Below are 18,953 nucleotides of genomic sequence, written 5' to 3'. Positions count from 1 at the left end.
TAAAAATAAAAAATTCTAAAGAATTTGTTGGTGAAAAATCATCAACAGATATGTGTTTTATTAATTAATATTTATCTTAAAAGGAAATAACATGAAAACATTAAATGCTATCGAAGCTGCTGCTGTAGTTGGTGGAACTAAACAAGTTTGTACTGATTCTTATGAAAGTATCATTGTTGGTGGTGTTTCATCTTGTAAATTAATTACAACTTGTACTGACAAGCATGGAAATAAAACATACAAAGCTAAAAATGTTGACGCTGCAAACTGTTCAGGTGCTGTTAAACCATAAGATTTAATTTAACTACCTTTAATTAATACATGGGGATGGACCCCCATGTATATTTTACTTTAAATTGGAACGGCTGTTATGAATATGCATTTTAAACCAATAACCATCACAATTTACACAATATTCGTTGCTGTGATTTCTTCACTCATGACGGTTTTGTTCTACCATATTTTCATCTTTAATACTTTTTCAAATAGTAACTTAGATGATTCTTCTTTTGTCGAGTTTAATACTGCACAAGTTTTATCAAGCCCAATAAAGGAAGATAATAGCATCATAGAAATATTTTCTTATGGTTGTCATTATTGTGCGTTAAGCAATGACAATATGGCCAAATTTGAAAAGGAGCTTCCAGAGGGTATTACGTTTAAAGCCATTCATTTAGCAATGGATAATAGCGTAGGGCTTGCTGCATACGCGCCTATTTTTGCAACCCTTGAAGAAATGGGGGTAGAAGCCGAATTACGTCAGGCACTTTATAACTCAGTTATCAACGAAAAACTGGACTTAACCAAGAAAGATATTTTAGATGTATGGTTAAAGCAGCATGACATTGACTCAGTAAAATATCATGAAATTAGCCAAACCAGCTCAGTTAAAGAACGTATTAAATATATGGCTGATATTACCCAGTATTACCAAATCACAGGCACCCCTGCATTTATTATTAATAAACGATATGTAGTTTATCAAGATCGTGATTTCCCTGAATTTTCAGCTTATATGTTGGAATTATTGGAAAAAAGCAATAAGGCGTCACAGTGATCCGGTTTTTAATTGTTTGGACGGTGTTCAGTGTAAAAAGCTGCTTAATACCGTTTAAAAAAGGATATGAAAATCTCAGCCACTATGGAATCTCTTCTTTTCGCTTTCTTTTGCGTCGAGGTTATATTGTCCCAGTTCTGCTAATCGCTAAACTGGGTTGCCGAATTGGGGTATTCGGTCGTAAATACCGTAATCAAAACAAAGTTGCAACGCAAAATTATCGCAGTTTAGTGGAGACGAATGGCAACGTCGATGCGAGATGGGCCGCAGTACAGCGCTTTATTTTGGAAGAAGCGGCTACATGGGGGCAAAACCGCCAAATTATGGCGCAATTACAAGCCTGCATTCTTGCCCTTGATAGTGTTGTTGCACCTTTGCATCAGCAAAATAAACCGATTGTTTTGGCGCCATTACATATGGTTTCTGATGTGCTGGCTACGATAGTCGGCTCTGGAGTTACTCCAGGCAACGCTACGGTAGTGGTTTCATCCAGTGCGGAGCAACAAAAATACAATGCCTCTGCCCGTGAATTAGGCCAAGTGAATTTGTCGTATTGTTCAATTCATCAAGACAATAAGTCATTAGCGACTCAATTAATGACTTTAATGACAGAAACTGCGACGGGCCAAAAAAATATGATTGTATTTCCAGATATCACGCCAGATTACACCATTCAAACTGAAGAAGGGATGTCGAGTAAATTATCGTGTCAGTTATTTGGTCGAGCAGCGAAATTACATAATGGGGTTGTACGTTTATCTAATGCGATTTCAGCGCAGGTCATTTTTTATCATCTGTATTATCAAAATGGCTTAAAAATCAAGATATATCCACCTATTGCTGCAAAGGATGTTGCAGCTCAAATGCCCGTTATTATCGAAAATTCAATTCGCGAATATCCCAATGACTGGCTTTTATGGCATAGCCATTCACTTTATTTTATTAGTCACTAATAATAATGAAAAATACTATTCCAAATTTTGTCGCTCAAGAAGAAACGAATGAATGTGGTTTGGCATGCATTGCGATGTTGGCCCAAACTCAAGGCCTTTCGCTTTCCCTTAATGCATTGAGGGAAGTTCATCCAGCTTCTGATCATGGAACTTCATTGATCGATCTTTCCTCAATTTTAGTAAATTATGGCATTTCAACTACGCCTGTCTTATTTGAGCATGACGAATTAAGTAGCCTGCCGCTTCCTGCGATTTTGCATTATGGCGCAAATCATTTTGTCTTACTTGCTTATCGTAAGGGAAATAATGTTTGTGTAATGAACCCTGCGATAGGGCAGCAATGGTTGCCTTTTTCTGCACTAAAAGCTGAAATTAGCGGTTATGCGCTGATTTTAGAGCCAGATACGGCATTGAAAAAAGTCGAATCACTTTCCTCTGAACAGGCTACAAACAAGGCCTCCACACAGAAAGTACCTCATGCGATGAGTTTGAAAGAAACCGCTAAGGTGCGAGGTATTTATTGGTTAATGACCTTTGTTTTCCTCGTTTCGCTAACATTGTTTTTAATGCCTGCAATGGTGAGTAATGCAATCAACCAAGCATTTTCAGATGCTAAAAATGCAGTGTTTCCTTATGGTTGGTTTATTGTCGCGTTTGTTGTTGCCACGCTACTTGCGCTCGGTGTTCGTATGATAAGCGAACGGTTTGTTAAACACTTTGTGTTAATTAACAGTGGGGTGGGTTTTTCGCGGTTAATGAGTAACCCTTTGCGATTTTTTGAAAAACGTGCACCAGGGGATATTTTCAGTCGTTTTGTTGCTTGGCAGGGTGCATTAACTGAGAAAATTGAGCTTGATAATGGGCTTAGAACTGATTGGATTATTTGCGCCATTGCATTGGGTGTGATGTTTTGGATTGCTCCTGTTCTTGCCGTTATTTCAGCGGCAGGGGTGACCGTGATGGGGCTCATTAGTGTATGGGCAATTATTCGCGATCGTTGGTACACCCAGCAATTACAGCTTAAAGCTGCTGAGCTTAATGACTTTTTTATGGAAACCTTACAGGGCATTCTGACCATAAAAACAGCCGGTATCGAAGAGCAACGTAAGGCGCAATTTGCGTGGCTAAGCCGTGAATTGTTTACCTGCATGCAGCGTCGAAATGTGTACCAACAAATTAAAGATGGTATTTACCAGCTAACAGGTAGCCTCGAAATGGTTATTTTTATGTTGGTTGTGCTGCCGATGGTTGCTAATGACCTGATTTCCTTAGGTGATTTTTTTGCTTATAGCTTTTTACGTCAAATTTTCACTACCTATGTTACTCGAATTTTTTATGCGATTATTCACAAATCTCAGCTGCATATTATTGATACACGCGCTCACTCTTTATTTCCTCAGAAAAGTGAGGAAAGCACGGTCTCACCTCAAACAATATCACCAGCAGGTAGAGTAGCCCCGAACCTTACCTTCGAAAACATTCATTTTAGCTATGACCCATCGAAGCCAATATTAAATGATATCTCGCTAGATTTGCCATCAGGTGCTCAAGTCGCCATTGTGGGTGAATCTGGGGCGGGTAAAAGTACCTTGTTGAGAATTATTGCAGGGCTATTTAGTGCTCAGAAAGGAAAATGTTTGTCAAATGAAGAGGTTGTAAGTGTACAACAGCTTACGCAACTTGTTTGTTTACAAAGCCAAGAGGATATTTTATTCAATGCAACTGTGTTAGATAACATCACGTTGTTTGACCCTAACTTCCGCGAAAAAGACCGAAAAATGGTCGAAAACTTACTCAATAAACTGGCGTTAGGCACAGTGGTAAGTCAGTTACCAGGCAGTTTAAATGCGTTGATTAGGGAAAGCCATTCTGCACTTTCTCTTGGGCAACGCCAACGTTTGTTGCTAGCTCGTTCACTTTATAGTTCTCGCCCAATTCTTTTACTGGATGAACCTACCGCAAACTTAGATGAAGAAACGGCAAAAATCGTTATAGAAACAATTCAGGAACATTGCCTAAAAACAGGGAAAACCCTCATTGTTGTGACACACAGTGAGGAAATCACGACAAGATTTGATTCAATTTATCGAATTACTGCGGGTGAATTACATAAAAAAGTATCAATCAGAAATGATGGTGGTAATCGTGAGGACGCACCTCAGCCTACAACGTCTTTGCTTGCTAGCATAGGAGAGCTTTGATTATGACTTCTCCCCGCATTAAGCCGACATTTTTACACTTATTTATGCGAGCTCGTGTTTGGATTGGTCTCATTGCATTGTTACTTGTCATTGTGTTGACGAGCCTTGCTTGGCAAGCACCGACAGAACCCGCACAAAGTAGAGTCATTCTTTCGGTTGATCGGGGGGATATTGAAAAAGTGGTCATGGTGACTGGCACACTAAAACCGTCTATTCAAGTGAATGTGGGGGCTCAGGTTAATGGGCAAATTAGAGAATTATTTGTAAAGCAAGGTGATAGAGTCAGAAAAGGGCAGTTATTAGCCGAAATAGACCCAACAATTCAGCAATCTGAGCTTAAAAATGCGACTGCACGCCTATTGAGCGCACAAGCGCAAAAGCGCGCAGCAGAAGCAACGTTAATTCAATACATTAAAGCTTATCAGCGCCAGATAATTATGCAGCGCGACGGTTCTGGCATTCGCAGTGAATATGAGCAAGCGCAAGCGCAATATGAAGCACAATTACAGCAAGTTAGCGTTAATGAAGCGTTAATCACACAATCAGAAATGGATGTGCAAACGGCTCAGGCTAACTTGAACTTTACCCGCATTGTGGCTCCAATTAATGGAGAAGTACTGGGTATTGTTGCAAATGAGGGGCAAACCATCGTTTCCTCACAAACGGCACCTACGATCTTGGTGTTGGCTAATTTAGATAAGATGCAAGTACAAACCCGCATTTCAGAAGCGGATATTCAAAAAATTCAACCTGGTCAGCCACTGACATTCTATGTAATTGCAAATCCTGAGAAACAATACGAAAGCACCATGGGGTACGTGCAACCTATTCCGCCCGAAGCCCTTGATGAGCGGAATAATAATTCAGCTGGTCAGCAAAATAGCGCGATTTATTACAATGGAACATTTGAGGTTGATAACACCGACCGTGCATTAAAAACGTCGATGACCGCACAGGTTTTTATTCGTGTTGCCCAAGCTAAAAATGCGCTGCGTTTACCCGTGAGTGCGTTAGGTCGTTCTCTGGGTCTTAACCAATATGAAGTCATTGTTATCAAAAATGAAATAACAGAAGCTCGAACCGTCAAAGTAGGTATAAATGATCGCCATTTTGTTGAGATTCTGGAGGGTATCGCTGAAGGTGAGCAAGTTGTTGTTCAACAAGAGAAAATAGCGAGTTAATCATGAAGATAATATCACCAACGTTATCTTCATCTCGCCCTCTCATTGAACTTTACCATGTTTATCGTGAGTTTTCGGCTGGAACACAAATCATCCCTGTATTGAATGATATAACACTATCGATAAATCAAGGGGAAATGGTTGCCATTATTGGAGCCTCTGGCTCTGGTAAATCAACTTTGATGAATATTATTGGCTGTTTAGATAAACCGTCTCGTGGCGAAGTTTTTATCAATGGTATCCCTGTTCATGAGGCGACCAGTGAGCAGCTTGCTGAGCTGCGTAGCCAATATCTTGGGTTTATTTTCCAGCGCTATCATTTGATGCCTTATCTCAGTGCTGAAGAAAACATTGCCATTCCAGCGCTGTACACCGCAATGCCTGAAGATGAGCGTGTGCAGCGAATTCAACTTTTAGCTGATAAGCTCGGTTTACAATCTCGTTTGAACCATAAGCCATATCAATTATCTGGAGGGCAACAACAACGTGTCAGTGTGTGCCGTGCATTAATTAATGGCGCACAAGTCATTTTAGCGGATGAACCAACGGGCGCTTTGGATAGCTCGAGTGGGCATGCATTAATGAATATTTTGCATCAACTTCATCAAGACGGCCATACCGTGGTGATCGTGACCCACGATAGAAATATTGCTGAGCAAACTCAACGTATTATCGAAATTAGTGATGGGAAAATTGTCGCCGATAATCAAAACCTTTCACAAGCGCAGGCACGTGCTAAGCATAATCTTCCTTCTGTTAAAGATAATGGTCGGGCATCACTTTGGCGTGGCATTTATGAGTCGATTCGTATGGCTTGGCGGGCATTATTAGGGCACCGAATGCGCGCTTTTTTATCAATGCTGGGCATTATTATTGGCATCTCTTCTGTGGTGTCATCAATGGCGGTCGGTGAAGGCGCAAGACGTGCCATTATGGATGAAATTGGTAAGTTAGGCAGCACAACGCTTGAAATTCGCCCAGGTACTGGATGGGGGGCAAAGCGGCCAGATATGGAACGCGCGTTATCATTAAATGATATTAAAAGCCTAAAACAGCTCTCATGGATTGAGTCTATTTCGCCAGTTGTCAGCAGCATGACAGTAGCTATCAATAAAGGGCTCGATTACTCCATCATGCTAAATGGTGTTTCTGATGAATACTTTGCAGCTCAAGGTATTCAAATGTTGTCTGGAAATCAATTTAGTGTGTTAGATGTGAATGACAGTGAGCCTGTTATTGTGCTGGATGATGCTAGTCGGGATATTTTATTTGCACCCGATGAAGAGCCTTTAGGCCAAATTGTCCAAATTGGTAGTTCACCTTGGCGGATCATTGGAATTGCGCGTAAACCAGGCCCGAAAATGTCCAGCGGATATGTTATGGGATGGACTCCTTACTCGGCTCTTCAGCAGCGAGTTCTCGGTGATAAACCTATTGAATATATCACATTACGTTTTCCCGAAATGTTAGCCGCTAAACAAGTAGAAGTGCAGGTCGAAAAGCATTTACTGCGTGAACATGGAAAAAAAGACTTTTTTATTCAGTCTGATGACCAACTGGCTAGCGCGCTACAAAAAACCTCTGATTCCATGTCATTACTGATCACGTCGATTGCAGCCATCTCCTTATTAGTGGGAGGGGTGGGTGTTATGAATATCATGCTGGTTTCAGTTACAGAGCGAACCCACGAAATAGGTATCCGCCTTTCAGTGGGAGCGAGACCTGCGGATATCATGAACCAATTTCTAATTGAAGCCGTCATGATCTGTGCGTTAGGAGGGCTCATTGGGATTATAGGCTCGTGGTTAGCAGGTGGCATTTTTGCGTACATCACGACTGAATTTACCATGGTATTCACACTGTTACCCGTGTTATTGGCTTGTGGTTTCTCTGCGCTAATTGGCTTAGTTTTTGGTTATTTCCCAGCACGTAGGGCAGCCAAGCTTAACCCAACGGAGGCATTAGCACGGGAATGAAAATAAAATCGCCTTATTTTGGTTCAGTGGTACTTTTTATCTGTTTACTCAGTGGGTGTGGGAACTTTACCCGCACCGAGTACCAACGTCCTGAACTTATTCTACCTCAGCAATGGGGTGATAAAATTCAGCGTTCATCAAGTGCGAATGATGTTATGCCATCTGACCTGCAGAGAAATACAGTAGGGCGTTGGTGGGAAAATTTTAATGATCCCAAGCTATCCCAATTGATTAATCAAGTTTTAGAAAATAACAATGATTTAGCATTAGCCGCAATTAAATTAAAGCTGGCTCGCAATACGGCAGGTTTAGCAAATACCAATATAACGCCTGATTTTTCATTAGGGGGATCTGCTAGTAACTCAAAATCAATTCGCCATGGCAACTCATCACAAGAAAGTTATAGTGCAGACTTAACATTAAGTTATGAGATTGATTTATGGGGTAAATTAGCACGTGTTCGTGAGAAAAATGCATGGGAAGCCGTCGCTACTGAACAAGATTACCATGCAACGACGCTTGTGATAATCAACACAACGGCACAGCTCTATTGGAATATTGCGCTATTAAATCAACAGATAAAAAACCTAACGGCAAGTCAGGAAATTGCACAGAAAAGCCAGCAACTCATTCAGTCTTGGTATTTAGCTGGGAAAGTAAGCCAATTAGATTTATTGCAATCAGAACAAACGCTAATTAGTCGTAAGAATGAATTACGTCAGCTTATCAAGGAACGTGAGAACTCACGTAATGCCTTAGCACTGTTGTTAAATCGCCCTGCAGAGCAGCATGTGAGTGAATTATCTTCTCTTAATAGTGACCTGCGAGTTGAGATTCAGGGAATGACCCCTTTGGCGGTATTAGCACAACGCCCAGATATTCAAGCCGCAGAGTCACGTTTGCGCTCTGCACTTGCTGATTCAGATGCTGCGAAGTTGAGTTTCTATCCTACGCTATCTCTTCAAGGTGCGCTTAACGCAGGAAGCCAGTTATTTTCTCAATGGTTTAGTGACCCCTCTCGAGTTATTGGCAGCAGCATCTCACTCCCCTTTATTCAATGGAATACCGTAAAACTTACTATTGAACAGTCAGATTTGCAGGTGCAACAAGCGGCAGTGTCATTTCGAAGCACAGCTTATAGCGCACTCGCTGAAATTGATAATGCCATGGAGGCGCGTTTTACTGCAGATGAAATACGGACACAGTTACAGCAGTCATTATCCCTTAGCCAGCAAAGATTAAAGCTCACGGGAAACCGTTATCGCGCTGGCGCTGTTGACTATCAAACACTACTTAATGCGCAGGATGATTTGTTATCCATCGAAAACTCATTAGCGCAAAACCAATACGATTATCTTTATGCAACGTTGCAACTTTGGCTAGCACAAGGTGGTGGTAGCGTTCATCACGAGGACAACCAATCATGAACCAAAAGACCCAATTAAAACGCGTTGTTGTGACAGGATATGGCGCTGTCACTCCCCTTGGTGGAACCGCGCAAGCATGTTGGCAAGCTATCATGGATAAGCAATTAGGATACCGTTACGTGGATAAAACGGATAAAAATATTCACAGCCACTTTTTGGGATTAATTGATAATGAACCCAATTTAAAAGGTGTTCCTGCCGCCATTCGCCGTCGGTTACCACGGCATACCCGCCTAGCATTAGGTGCAGCTCGAGAAGCCATGGAAATGGCATTTTCAGGGAATTCACCATCAGAATTTTATGACCCTCTCATGTGTGGCGTGATTATGGGAACTGGATGGGCAGGTTTAGATGAAAGTTATATGTCGGTGAGTGAGTTTGATGCGACAGGCATGACATCGCCATTCAACTGTTTTTATGCGATGCCAAATGTCACAACAGCGGCATGCAGCCAATTTTGGAATTTACGAGGATATCAAAATACGACAATAGCCGCATGTGCCACAGGGACTATCGCGATTGGGGATGCGTTTGAAGTGATCCGCAATGGTAGGGCTTCCATGATGTTAGCGGGGGCGGGGGAATCATTACGTACAGATTGCGCTGTGTGGAATATTGACGTGTTAGGTGCTTTAACACGAGAGAAAACAGACCCTACGCGTGCCAGTTGCCCATTTAGTGCAGAGCGCAGCGGGTTCGTATTATCTGAAGGTGCTGCGGTCGTATGCTTAGAAGAGCATGACAGTGCAATTGCCCGAGGGGCGGTGATATTGGGTGAAATTACTGGGTATGCAAATTATTCAGATGCATTTGATTTTACCTCACCTGCAGAGGACTGCGTAGCTCGCGTTAAAACGATAGAAATGGCGTTACAGCAAGCGAAGATCTCGCCTGCGTCATTAAATTATATCAATGCCCATGGTACCTCGACGGCGTTGAATGATTTGAATGAAACGGAATCACTTAAAAAAGCCTTAGGGGCAGCCGCTTACGATATCCCAATCTCCAGCACTAAATCATATAGTGGGCACTTAATCGCGGCAGCGGGGAGTTTTGAAACTATCATTTGCTTACAAGCGATGGAACATGACGTGATGCCCGCAACCGCAAACCTCCATACCCCGGATCCACAATGCGATCTTGATTATATTCCGAATGACCACCGTTTCAAAAAAGTAGAAAGGGCGTTGAATCTCAGTTTTGGTTTTGGCGGTGCAAATGCTGCGCTGATATTGGAGAGCGCGAAATGAGAGCGTTGTATTACACATTAGCTGATGCAGCTGGGTGGGCGAAATTTTCTGGAGACTATAACCCGATTCATTTTGATCTTAAGTGGGTGCAAGCGGCTGGTGGGGAACAATTAAGCGTCCATGGAATGCGGGCATTGCTTGATGCGAAACAATTTGCAAGTGAGCAATTTCTTCACGGCTCACAAGATGCTCAGCAGAGAACAAAATCAGCGTTTGTTAAATGTGCGGTACGGCTAAGAAGTCCATTATGGAATGATAAATCCTATGATTTAGTCGCGCGTAATAAAGCGGGTTCAGTCGCTATTTTATCTACAGAAGAGCAGCAAAATTGCCTAACTTGTCAATTATCCCCAGTTGATGGCTTAAACACTAACGTTTTGGATTGGGGGGCGCATATTTCTTCAGAGGAGATGGCGAAATTACAGCTATCTTTTCCGCTTTATCCAACAGAGATGTATGAGTGGCAATTTATAGATGCAATTTTATTTCAATATTTGATACATGATAATTCATTATTAAAACAAAAAGATATCTCGAAATGGTTATCCGAAGGAGCAACCCTAAAAGATATTTTTTCCCGCTACCCCATCGTACAAACACATCAGGAAGTGATTTTTGATAGAGATCTTCTTAAGAAGTGGTCTCCGATAAAGGAACCTAAGCCGATGCAGATACACATCCTACCTGCATTAGTGATGGGGGATTTAGATGGTGGGCTATTAATTAATATCAATATTATTGGTCGTTATGACAATAAATTAATCAGTAATTTAATAACGTTAAAAGTGAATTCGTTAAATTGATAACAGTGGAAGGATAAAAAAATGAGCCAATATCAAACAATTTATAACAAAATTAGCGAAATGATCTGTGATGCAAAAGATTTAGAAAGCGAAGAGGTGAATGAGAACCTCACATTAGTTCAATTAGAATTTGATAGCCTCGATTATGTTGAATTAATGGTACTGGTAAAACGTGATTTTAATGTTGCGTTAGACGCTGATTTTTTCATTCAGCATCCAAATCTTTCAATTAAAGAACTTTGTGAACATATTGATAAGGAGTCTGAATCCTAAATGGAAAACCATAAGTGGGTGTTAGTCACTGGTGGAAGCCGGGGAATTGGTCAGGCATTAGTCGCTGAATTATCACATAACTGGAATGTTATCTTCACTGGACGTAGTACCGAAAGTATAGCGAGTACGCTTTCTTTACTCGAAAATAGACGTCCAAATAGATGGATAAAAGGGTTTCAATGTGATGGTAAAGATGGGCAGCAAGTCGATGTGTTGTCTCAATCTTTATTGGATAAATTTGGCGCCCCAGCCGCCATTATACATAACGCAGGTATTACTCGAGATGCATTGCATATTCATCAGGATGGGGATATTTGGCGAGATGTTTTAGATAATAACTTGATTTGCATTGTGAATTGGAACCGCAAATTGGTACCTGCGATGTTAATGACGAATTCAGGTTCTATTGTATTGATGTCATCGGTTACTGGGTTAAAAGGGAATGTTGGGCAAACGGCTTATGCAGCAAGTAAGGCGGCGATGATGGGGATGGCTCGGTCTTTAGCGCATGAAGTTGGGCGGTTTGGTTTACGGGTAAATTGCCTTGCGCCAGGGTTGATTGAGAGTGATATGACGCGAGCGATGCCTGAAGCGAAATTAAAATCGATGTGTAAAAATATTCCGTTACGTCGCTTAGGCCAGCCACAAGAAGTTGCCAAAATGGTAGAGTTTCTGATTGGTGACAATAGCCAATATTTGACAGGGCAAACATTGGTGCTTGATGGCGGCCTAACTGCATAATTAACAGAGAGTTAATGGATATACTATAAAATTAACTCTCTGTATTAATTCAACCATAGATAGTGAATGTGTGTTGGTGTTATTTTTAATTTTATTAATGCTCACTTTTTTGATTTTTCAAATAAATCCACCAGTAGGTAATCCCCACGAGTACGCCACCACCAATAATATTGCCAATGGTGACAGGGATAAGGTTGTCGGTAATAAAATTGTTGACGGTTAAAGCAGGGAAGCTATCAGCGGAACTGTGGATTGCATTCCAAAATGTGTCGGGAGCAAAGTTGCGTATGACAATGGCTAAGGGAATAAGAAACATATTGGCGATGCTGTGCTCAAAGCCACTGGCGACAAACATGCCGATCGGCAGCGTCAAAGCGACAATTTTGTCGGTCAAAGAGTGACCAGAATAACTTAACCAAACCGCAAGACAGACCATCAAGTTGCACAGTGTGCCAAGGCAAACGGCCTCAACAAACGTATGGTGCATTTTATGGTCAGCCGTTTGCAAAACATTCAGTCCCCACAGGCCATTGCTGTTCATTAATTGGCCTGAAAACCAGATAAGCGCGACAAAGAAAATTGCGCCAACAAAATTACCAAGATAAACCAATATCCAATTACCAATCAATTGCTTATACGTAATTAAATTACTGGCTTTTGCCATAACGGTGAGGACTGTTGAAGTGAAAAGATCGGCTCCACATACCACTACTAAAATCAGCCCTAATGAGAAGCAAAGCCCTCCTGCTAATTTAGTGAGTGAATTTGCGGGAACGGCGCCTGTCGTAACCGTGATATAGAACGTAAATGCGATAGAAATAAAAATACCAGCCATAATCGCTAAAAAAAAGCTAATATCCTTTTTTTTGCTGACTTTATAAAGGCCTGCTTGCTCTGCGACTTTAGCCATTTCCGCAGGGAGACGTAAGTCAAAGATATTATTGTCTTTCATGAGATGCTCCTTGGATAGTGCTATGAATAGAGGTCATTACAAAATAAATGCATAACCTATGCCAAGGTTGAACGAGTTTTATCATTAGAAAAGAATAATGAGTAGCCATTAATTTAGTGGGCTTATCTTTTTGTGATACAATTATTGCGCACAACATGGTGTATGTTGTATAAAAAATTGTCTCTTTTAATTCTTATTTTGATCCATTTAAACTGGATAAATCAGCAATGAACATTAGTCAGCTAAAAAGTTTTGTTGAGGTGGTAAGAAGTGATTTTAATATCACTAATGCTGCTGAGAAAATGTATACCTCGCAACCTACAGTGAGTAAGCAGCTTAAACTATTGGAAGATGAGCTGAATGTTTCTTTATTTAATCGGAAAAATAATAACTTACTTTCATTAAGCCCGATTGGAGAACAAGTTCACCAAGTGGCCTGCGATATTTTGGCGCAGTTTGATAAAATTAAAAATATTGTTTCCCACGAAGACACGACGATTAAACAAAATCTGCATATTGCCACGACACATACACAAATCCGCTATAAATTGCCAAAGGTGATTGAGCGCTTTAATGCACGTTACCCCAATATTTCCCTGCATTTTCATCAAGGTGCGCCAGCGCAGTTAGCAGAAATGGTTAACAATGGGGATGTGGATTTTGCTATCGCAACAGAATCGATGCACCTTTACGATGACTTATTAGCCTTGCCTTGCTACCAGTGGTCACGTAGCGTTATCGTTCCCCATGATCACCCACTTGCACAGTGTGAAAAATTAACGATTGAGGAACTTGCTCAATACCCACTAATTACCTATGTGTTTGGTTTTACAGGTCAATCAAAGCTCGACCAAGTTTTCTATCAAAATAAATTAACGCCAAATGTTGTATTAACGGCAGTTGATACAGAAATTATTAAATACTATGTGAAGCACGGAGCAGGGGTTGGTATTATTTCGACCGTTGCTTTTGACCCTGAAGAAGACAGCGAGACATTACGTTGCATTGATATTAGTAATTTAGTGAAGCCAAGTTATACACATGTTTGTATTAGTCGACATATGCACCTGAAAGACTATATGTATGACTTTATTTCCAGCTATGCCCCTCACCTTGATTTAAATTATATTCACCAATCTGCGCAATGGGTTCCAACGGATAAAAACGAGCGTGACGAGCTCTATCGCTCACTACCTGAACTCTAAGAAAAAAGCCGAATAATTTAGATTATTCGGCTTTAGATTACTGTGTGTATTATTTTAGTTTTAACGTGTCGCGATATTAATAAAAATCTGAGCGCCAATTAACAGACAGTCATCGTCGACAAAATAGGGATTGGCGTGCAGATAGTTATTGATGCCTTTTGCTTGGTTACCGCTACCTAAAAAGTACATGGCGCCAAGTTTATCTTTTGTGGCATTGACCATAAAACTGAAGTCTTCGCTTCCTGTCATTGGCTTGCCATTTGACTCAATGTTTTCAATGGGTAAGAATGCCGCCGCTGCATCGTAAATCACTTTAGCGGCTTGTGGGTGGTTTACGACTGCAGGGTAACCACTGCACTCAAGTGTCGTTTTGAAACCGCCAGCTTCACTACGTTCAACAATTTCTTTAAAGCTTGCTTTTAAGATTTTGTCGGTTTCCTCATCCATTGAACGAATGGTTCCACGTGCTTGGACATGATCGGCCAATGCATTTGGAATAGTTCCGCCGTTGATCATGCCGCAGCCAAAGACTGCAGGGCTAAAAGGATCGGTTTTTTTCGCAACAATATAATCCATGTAATCGATAATACGTGTTGCTTCGCGAATGGCATCTAGCCCTTTATGCGGTGTTGAGCCATGTGCGGAAACACCGTGTACATCCAGTGTCCAAGCTGAACCATAAGAGGACATCACGCCAGCGTTAAATTTGATGTTGCCTGTTTCAAATGCCGCATCATTGTGTAAGCCATAAACCTCATCAACGCCATCCATACAGCCCATTTCAACCATTTTATTGGCGCCAGGAACACGCATGTCTTCTTCTGCCATCTGGAAGATAAAACGAACGTTATGGGTCAGTTCATCGCGGTTTTCACTCAGGTATTTTGCCGCGGTCAGTGCGATGGTCATATGGGTATCGTGACCACAGTTGTGGGCACAACCTTCATGAACAGAACTGTGTTCGTTACAGGTTAAATCAGGCATTTCAAGGCCATCGATATCGGTACGATAAGCAATTAAACGCTTAGCAGGGTCAATAATCAGATCAGCGGTAAAACCGGTATAACCTTCAAATAGACGAATGCTGTAGCCAAAACTTTGCATCAGCTCGCGGCAGTATTGCGATGTTTTGAATTCTTGACCTGAGAGTTCAGGGATTTTATGTAAGTCTTGGCGCGTTTTTTTGCTAAATGTCTCAAGCGAAAAGAGTTTTTCACTAATATTGTACTTATTGGTCATTACATTATTTCCCGTATACAGAAAGCAATTTTCATGCTGTTAAAAGGGGCCCTGGTGTAAGCGTGTTCAATTCTTGGTGCTACAATGACATAACATCATTGTCATTTATTTTCAAAATAAGCCAAATTTCAGAAAATATCTGTTAGTGGTTATTGTTGATTATTATTGGTTAGCTAGATTTTAACGTTAATATTCAGAAAGTATGCGTGATGGGGATCGTATTTATATCATATCAGTATTTCATGGCTCATGAAGAATTTAGATGGTAAGCAAAAGAAATAAAGTAGAAAAATAAATTTAATTAAAAATGTATTATATATCAGTATGTTTTGTGGTTTTGTTGTATGGGTTTTAGTGTTTCTTTATATTTTTTAAGATGGATTTTCGTTAGGTTTTTATGATTTAAAAACGTATTTAAAATAAGTTAATTGATTTGATAAATAAAGAATGCCCAATAAAATTAAATATATTTAAAAATAATCGTTGATAACGATAAATAAAAGGAAGGTAAGGAGGAGTGCATAAGAAATACCTCCTAAATATGTAGCTTTTAGCAACATATTTAGGGGGACAAATTAATTTTTAAAGGAGCTGATAAATGCGAGGTATTCTTCTTTGCTCATCAATGGCTTGTAATTATCCATAAGAGCATCAGCGCCAGCAGCATCATCAAACAACAGGTCAATAATGGTCATTGCCATCATTTGAGCAGGACGGATATAGGCCATATCATCATCAAATACCACGTAATCTTTACCATGTAATCCACCGCGAATTGCACCAATCCATGGGTGGCTCACTGGCATGATGTGGGAAAGATCGCCAGTATCTGTGCTACCTGTCATATGTTCTGCAACCCAGACATTGTCTTCACCAATTAAGTCATGAGCATTGTGCTGTAGTAAGTCATTGAGTGTGTCGTTGTTATAAAGTGGCAAATAACCTGGTAAATCTTTTACCTCCACTTCAGCGCCAACAGACATTGCCCCAGCAACCAGTGCACGAGTGATCCGCTCATTAGCATCAACCATCGCAGGGACATTTGAGGCTCTGACATAACTTTCCATCCGCACATCACTTGGCGTGACATTTACTAAATCGCCACCTTGGGTAATGATTGGGTGGAAACGGATATAATCTTTTTCTTGGAAGGTTTCGCGAATCGCATTTACCCCCATAATACCCATCATGGCCGCATTCAGTGCGTTCACACCTAAATGGGGTGCCGCTGCGGCATGGGAAGATTTACCTTTGTAGTTAATCAGTTTGCCAATAAACCCATTGGTGGTTGTCGACATCTCGATAAAACCGATATCACGCTCAGGTTTAACACTGGTTAAGTGGATTTGCATCGCCATATCCACATCATCAAACTCACCGAGGGAGATTAATTCGGGCTTGCCACCGATATAATTGATTTTTCCTTGTTCAATCAATTTATTGCGGTAGGCAAGCTCGACATATTCCTCAGCGGGAACCGCGAAGGGAACCACGTCCCCCGCGAGGTATTCCATTGCACCTGATTTAACCAGACCAATTGTCACCGCCATCATATTGGCAATTTGCGCATTGTGCCCACAGCAATGAGCCGCGCCTGTGAGGTCATCGGCATCAGGGTGCTCAGCACAAATGATGGCATCTAACTCGCCAATCACGGCAATACTGTGCTTGCTTCCTTTGCCACCTTTTAAGCGTGCTTTAACACCTGTTAGGGCAAGTTGATTGCGGTAGTTTACGCCTAAAGCGGAAAATGCGGCTTCAACTTTTTTTGCTGTTTTGGTTTCTTTATAACCTAGTTCAGGCTCTGCCCAAATATCGTCTGCTAGCTTTTTGATTATGTCTTTGTTAGACGCAATAGCTTCACATACTTTGGCTTTCAATTGGTCTTTGGTCATTGTCATGGTTAATATTTTCCTCTATTTAGATAACGCCACTCCATGAAAGAGTCACTTGACCAATAAGTGCAGCGAATAAGAATGTTCCCGTGAATACCGCCAGTGAAACTGGAATAATCCGCCAAGAGATGGCTTTAAATTTTTCGATATCTTTACCGAGTGAAAGACCTGCAAATGCCAGTACCGTGGTACTAATAACAGCAAGTGAAATTTTGCCTGTCATTGCGATCATTTCTTTATCGTAAGGGAATAATGGTGAACACAGACCCGCAGCAATGAGGGATACCCAGAAAATAACGGGTAATTTACCTAATGGTGGGATTTGTGCGATTAAGTACGCCACAAATGACATACCACCTAAAAGCGCCATCGCGATTAGCGAGTCGCTAAAGACTGCGCCAAAACTACCCCTGCCATAGATTGAACCGCCCAGTGCATCACCCAATGAAGTGAAGATGATAACTAATACGATGATTATTGCAATTTCTGCCATCTTTTTCATGATTTCGTATCCTTATTCTGTATCCGCTGATGCCATTGCACGTTTTCTTTTCAGTTTGTTGTACAAGAAAGAGGCAAAAGGTAAGGAGAAGAAAATGTAGATGTACAGACCTAAAACGGAAGACATCAAGTTTGCGGATGATGAAAATGCTTGGATATCCGCTGCATGTTGAGGGTAAAGTTCGAGTAGCGGTGCAACAGATGCAGCTAACATCGAACCACTACCAACACCAGCGCCCATGGCTAATGCAAGTGGGCTCATAATATCGAGTCCTGCAATAACACTGGCAATAATCCCCATCCAAACTGCACCATATAATGTACCGCAAATGTACATTGCCATGACGCCGCGGCCTTCTGGCGAACTTAAACCGTATTTCGCTTCGATGATGGCGATGTTTGGTTCGCGACCTATCGAATAGGTTGCTCCGACGGCTTCACGTCCCATACCTAACATAATGGCGAGCGGTAAACCGAGCAGAATAGTACCGATAAAGTGGCCAACTTCCTGAAGGATCAGCGCGCCACCTGCCTGAATAATTTTTTCCCAAGATGCACCAACAGAGGTGCTTAATTTTGCAATTAAGATAACTAACGCGACACTCATAATTGAGCTAGCACGTGCCATGTTTTGTTCATTAAGAATTTTGAATTTTGGGAAACTGACAATACCACCCATCAACATGGAATAAAGCATTGGAAAAACCATCACGAGACTGATTTTAATTTGCCCTATTGCTTCTGAAAGAAGAATGATAAGTAAGCTAACCAAAAGCAACTTACTATCTTTTAATATACCCATAGTGTTACCTTTCATTGGAAATGTTTTTAAGAGTAATTCGTATATATTTATAATAAAAAGCATTATTTGCGTATTCATACTATCCACGAAACTATTTTCCTGACAATATTCCGAAAAAGTCTCAGGCATGCCTAAAAGGCATGGTTAAAAATCATAAATTAATATTTATTAATAAATTAAAATAAAGAGAATTATTCTCAATTGTGTTTTTGGTAATATTCTTTTATTTTTCATCGAGATATAAAATTGTGTTAATTTTTTAACATGTTGTTTCATAAGTGTTTTTGATTGCTTGCTGAATTTTAGTAAAAAACCGTTAATTTATAGGAGAATGTGATTTTGCTCTTGTTTTTCTATTCACTCTGAAAAAATGGCTAATTTAAATTTATTTATATAATGATGAAAATTGAATTTTAAATAGCATTAATGATGAGTTTTTTGTTCTTTTGTTTCTATTTTAATCTGGGTTAAATATTATTTAAGGGATAATTATCTAG

General features: G+C 40.7%; 17 protein-coding genes. 12 read left to right on the top strand and 5 right to left on the bottom strand.

The features are described 5' to 3' along the window. Window positions 1–91 precede the first annotated feature (91 nt). The 11 genes from PSF27_RS07630 (at window position 92) to PSF27_RS07580 (ending at window position 11,862) form a co-directional block, all read left to right on the top strand. Window positions 92–292, top strand: coding sequence for a DUF4762 family protein (locus PSF27_RS07630; protein WP_206082834.1), 201 nt, complete (start codon window positions 92–94; stop codon window positions 290–292). A 78-nt stretch (window positions 293–370) separates the two neighbouring features. Next, window positions 371–1,057: a DsbA family protein gene (locus PSF27_RS07625; protein ID WP_272681219.1), complete on the top strand. Its 687-nt coding sequence runs from the start codon at window positions 371–373 to the stop codon at window positions 1,055–1,057. Continuing rightward, window positions 1,054–2,010 (top strand): ABC transporter, encoded by a 957-nt coding sequence (locus tag PSF27_RS07620; protein WP_272681218.1) that lies wholly within the window; start codon window positions 1,054–1,056, stop codon window positions 2,008–2,010. The genes PSF27_RS07625 and PSF27_RS07620 overlap by 4 nt, the downstream gene beginning before the upstream one ends. A gap of 5 nt (window positions 2,011–2,015) precedes the next feature. Next, window positions 2,016–4,211, top strand: a complete 2,196-nt coding sequence (locus tag PSF27_RS07615; protein WP_206082831.1) for a peptidase domain-containing ABC transporter — start codon at window positions 2,016–2,018, stop codon at window positions 4,209–4,211. A gap of 2 nt (window positions 4,212–4,213) precedes the next feature. Next, window positions 4,214–5,392, top strand: coding sequence for an efflux RND transporter periplasmic adaptor subunit (locus tag PSF27_RS07610; RefSeq protein WP_371007054.1), 1,179 nt, complete (start codon window positions 4,214–4,216; stop codon window positions 5,390–5,392). A gap of 2 nt (window positions 5,393–5,394) precedes the next feature. Beyond that, entirely contained in the window at window positions 5,395–7,368 is a 1,974-nt protein-coding gene (locus PSF27_RS07605) for an ABC transporter permease (protein WP_272681217.1), read from the top strand. Beyond that, window positions 7,365–8,795 (top strand): efflux transporter outer membrane subunit, encoded by a 1,431-nt coding sequence (locus PSF27_RS07600; RefSeq protein WP_272681216.1) that lies wholly within the window; start codon window positions 7,365–7,367, stop codon window positions 8,793–8,795. Before PSF27_RS07605 ends, PSF27_RS07600 begins: the two co-directional genes overlap by 4 nt. Continuing rightward, a complete protein-coding gene (locus tag PSF27_RS07595) occupies window positions 8,792–10,045 on the top strand; it encodes a beta-ketoacyl-[acyl-carrier-protein] synthase family protein (RefSeq protein WP_272681215.1) in 1,254 nt (417 codons plus the stop codon). The genes PSF27_RS07600 and PSF27_RS07595 overlap by 4 nt, the downstream gene beginning before the upstream one ends. Further along, window positions 10,042–10,848 (top strand): MaoC family dehydratase, encoded by an 807-nt coding sequence (locus PSF27_RS07590; protein ID WP_272681214.1) that lies wholly within the window; start codon window positions 10,042–10,044, stop codon window positions 10,846–10,848. Before PSF27_RS07595 ends, PSF27_RS07590 begins: the two co-directional genes overlap by 4 nt. A gap of 21 nt (window positions 10,849–10,869) precedes the next feature. After that, on the top strand, window positions 10,870–11,121 hold the full coding sequence (locus PSF27_RS07585; protein ID WP_206082826.1) for an acyl carrier protein: 252 nt from the start codon (window positions 10,870–10,872) through the stop codon (window positions 11,119–11,121). After that, window positions 11,122–11,862: an SDR family oxidoreductase gene (locus tag PSF27_RS07580; RefSeq protein ID WP_206082825.1), complete on the top strand. Its 741-nt coding sequence runs from the start codon at window positions 11,122–11,124 to the stop codon at window positions 11,860–11,862. It abuts the gene before it with no gap. A gap of 94 nt (window positions 11,863–11,956) precedes the next feature. Here PSF27_RS07580 and focA read toward each other — a convergent pair whose 3' ends face one another. After that, the gene (focA, locus tag PSF27_RS07575; protein ID WP_272539063.1) at window positions 11,957–12,814 is read right to left on the bottom strand and encodes a formate transporter FocA; all 858 of its coding nucleotides are present in this window, start codon (window positions 12,812–12,814) and stop codon (window positions 11,957–11,959) included. 227 nt (window positions 12,815–13,041) lie between these two features. On the opposite strand from focA, the gene PSF27_RS07570 reads away from it, so the two are divergent. Next, window positions 13,042–14,019, top strand: a complete 978-nt coding sequence (locus PSF27_RS07570) for a LysR substrate-binding domain-containing protein (protein WP_206082823.1) — start codon at window positions 13,042–13,044, stop codon at window positions 14,017–14,019. Between the two features lie 60 nt (window positions 14,020–14,079). Here PSF27_RS07570 and PSF27_RS07565 read toward each other — a convergent pair whose 3' ends face one another. The 4 genes from PSF27_RS07565 to PSF27_RS07550 form a co-directional block, all read right to left on the bottom strand. Next, window positions 14,080–15,258, bottom strand: coding sequence for a M20 metallopeptidase family protein (locus PSF27_RS07565; protein WP_206082822.1), 1,179 nt, complete (start codon window positions 15,256–15,258; stop codon window positions 14,080–14,082). 575 nt (window positions 15,259–15,833) lie between these two features. Continuing rightward, window positions 15,834–17,159 carry an amidohydrolase gene (locus PSF27_RS07560; RefSeq protein ID WP_206082821.1) on the bottom strand — a complete coding sequence of 442 codons (1,326 nt, stop codon included), beginning with the start codon at window positions 17,157–17,159 and terminating at the stop codon, window positions 15,834–15,836. A 19-nt stretch (window positions 17,160–17,178) separates the two neighbouring features. Then, on the bottom strand, window positions 17,179–17,655 hold the full coding sequence (locus PSF27_RS07555; protein WP_219246199.1) for a hypothetical protein: 477 nt from the start codon (window positions 17,653–17,655) through the stop codon (window positions 17,179–17,181). A 12-nt stretch (window positions 17,656–17,667) separates the two neighbouring features. Continuing rightward, complete coding sequence (locus tag PSF27_RS07550; protein ID WP_206082819.1) at window positions 17,668–18,456, bottom strand: DUF3100 domain-containing protein; 789 nt, start codon at window positions 18,454–18,456, stop codon at window positions 17,668–17,670. Between the last annotated feature and the right edge of the window lie 497 nt (window positions 18,457–18,953).

The organism is Providencia sp. PROV129 (genome assembly GCF_028482245.1).
Lineage (GTDB): Bacteria > Pseudomonadota > Gammaproteobacteria > Enterobacterales > Enterobacteriaceae > Providencia > Providencia vermicola.
The sequence above is the reverse complement of the archived record's forward strand: the minus strand, read 5'-3'. Positions and strand labels throughout refer to the sequence as shown.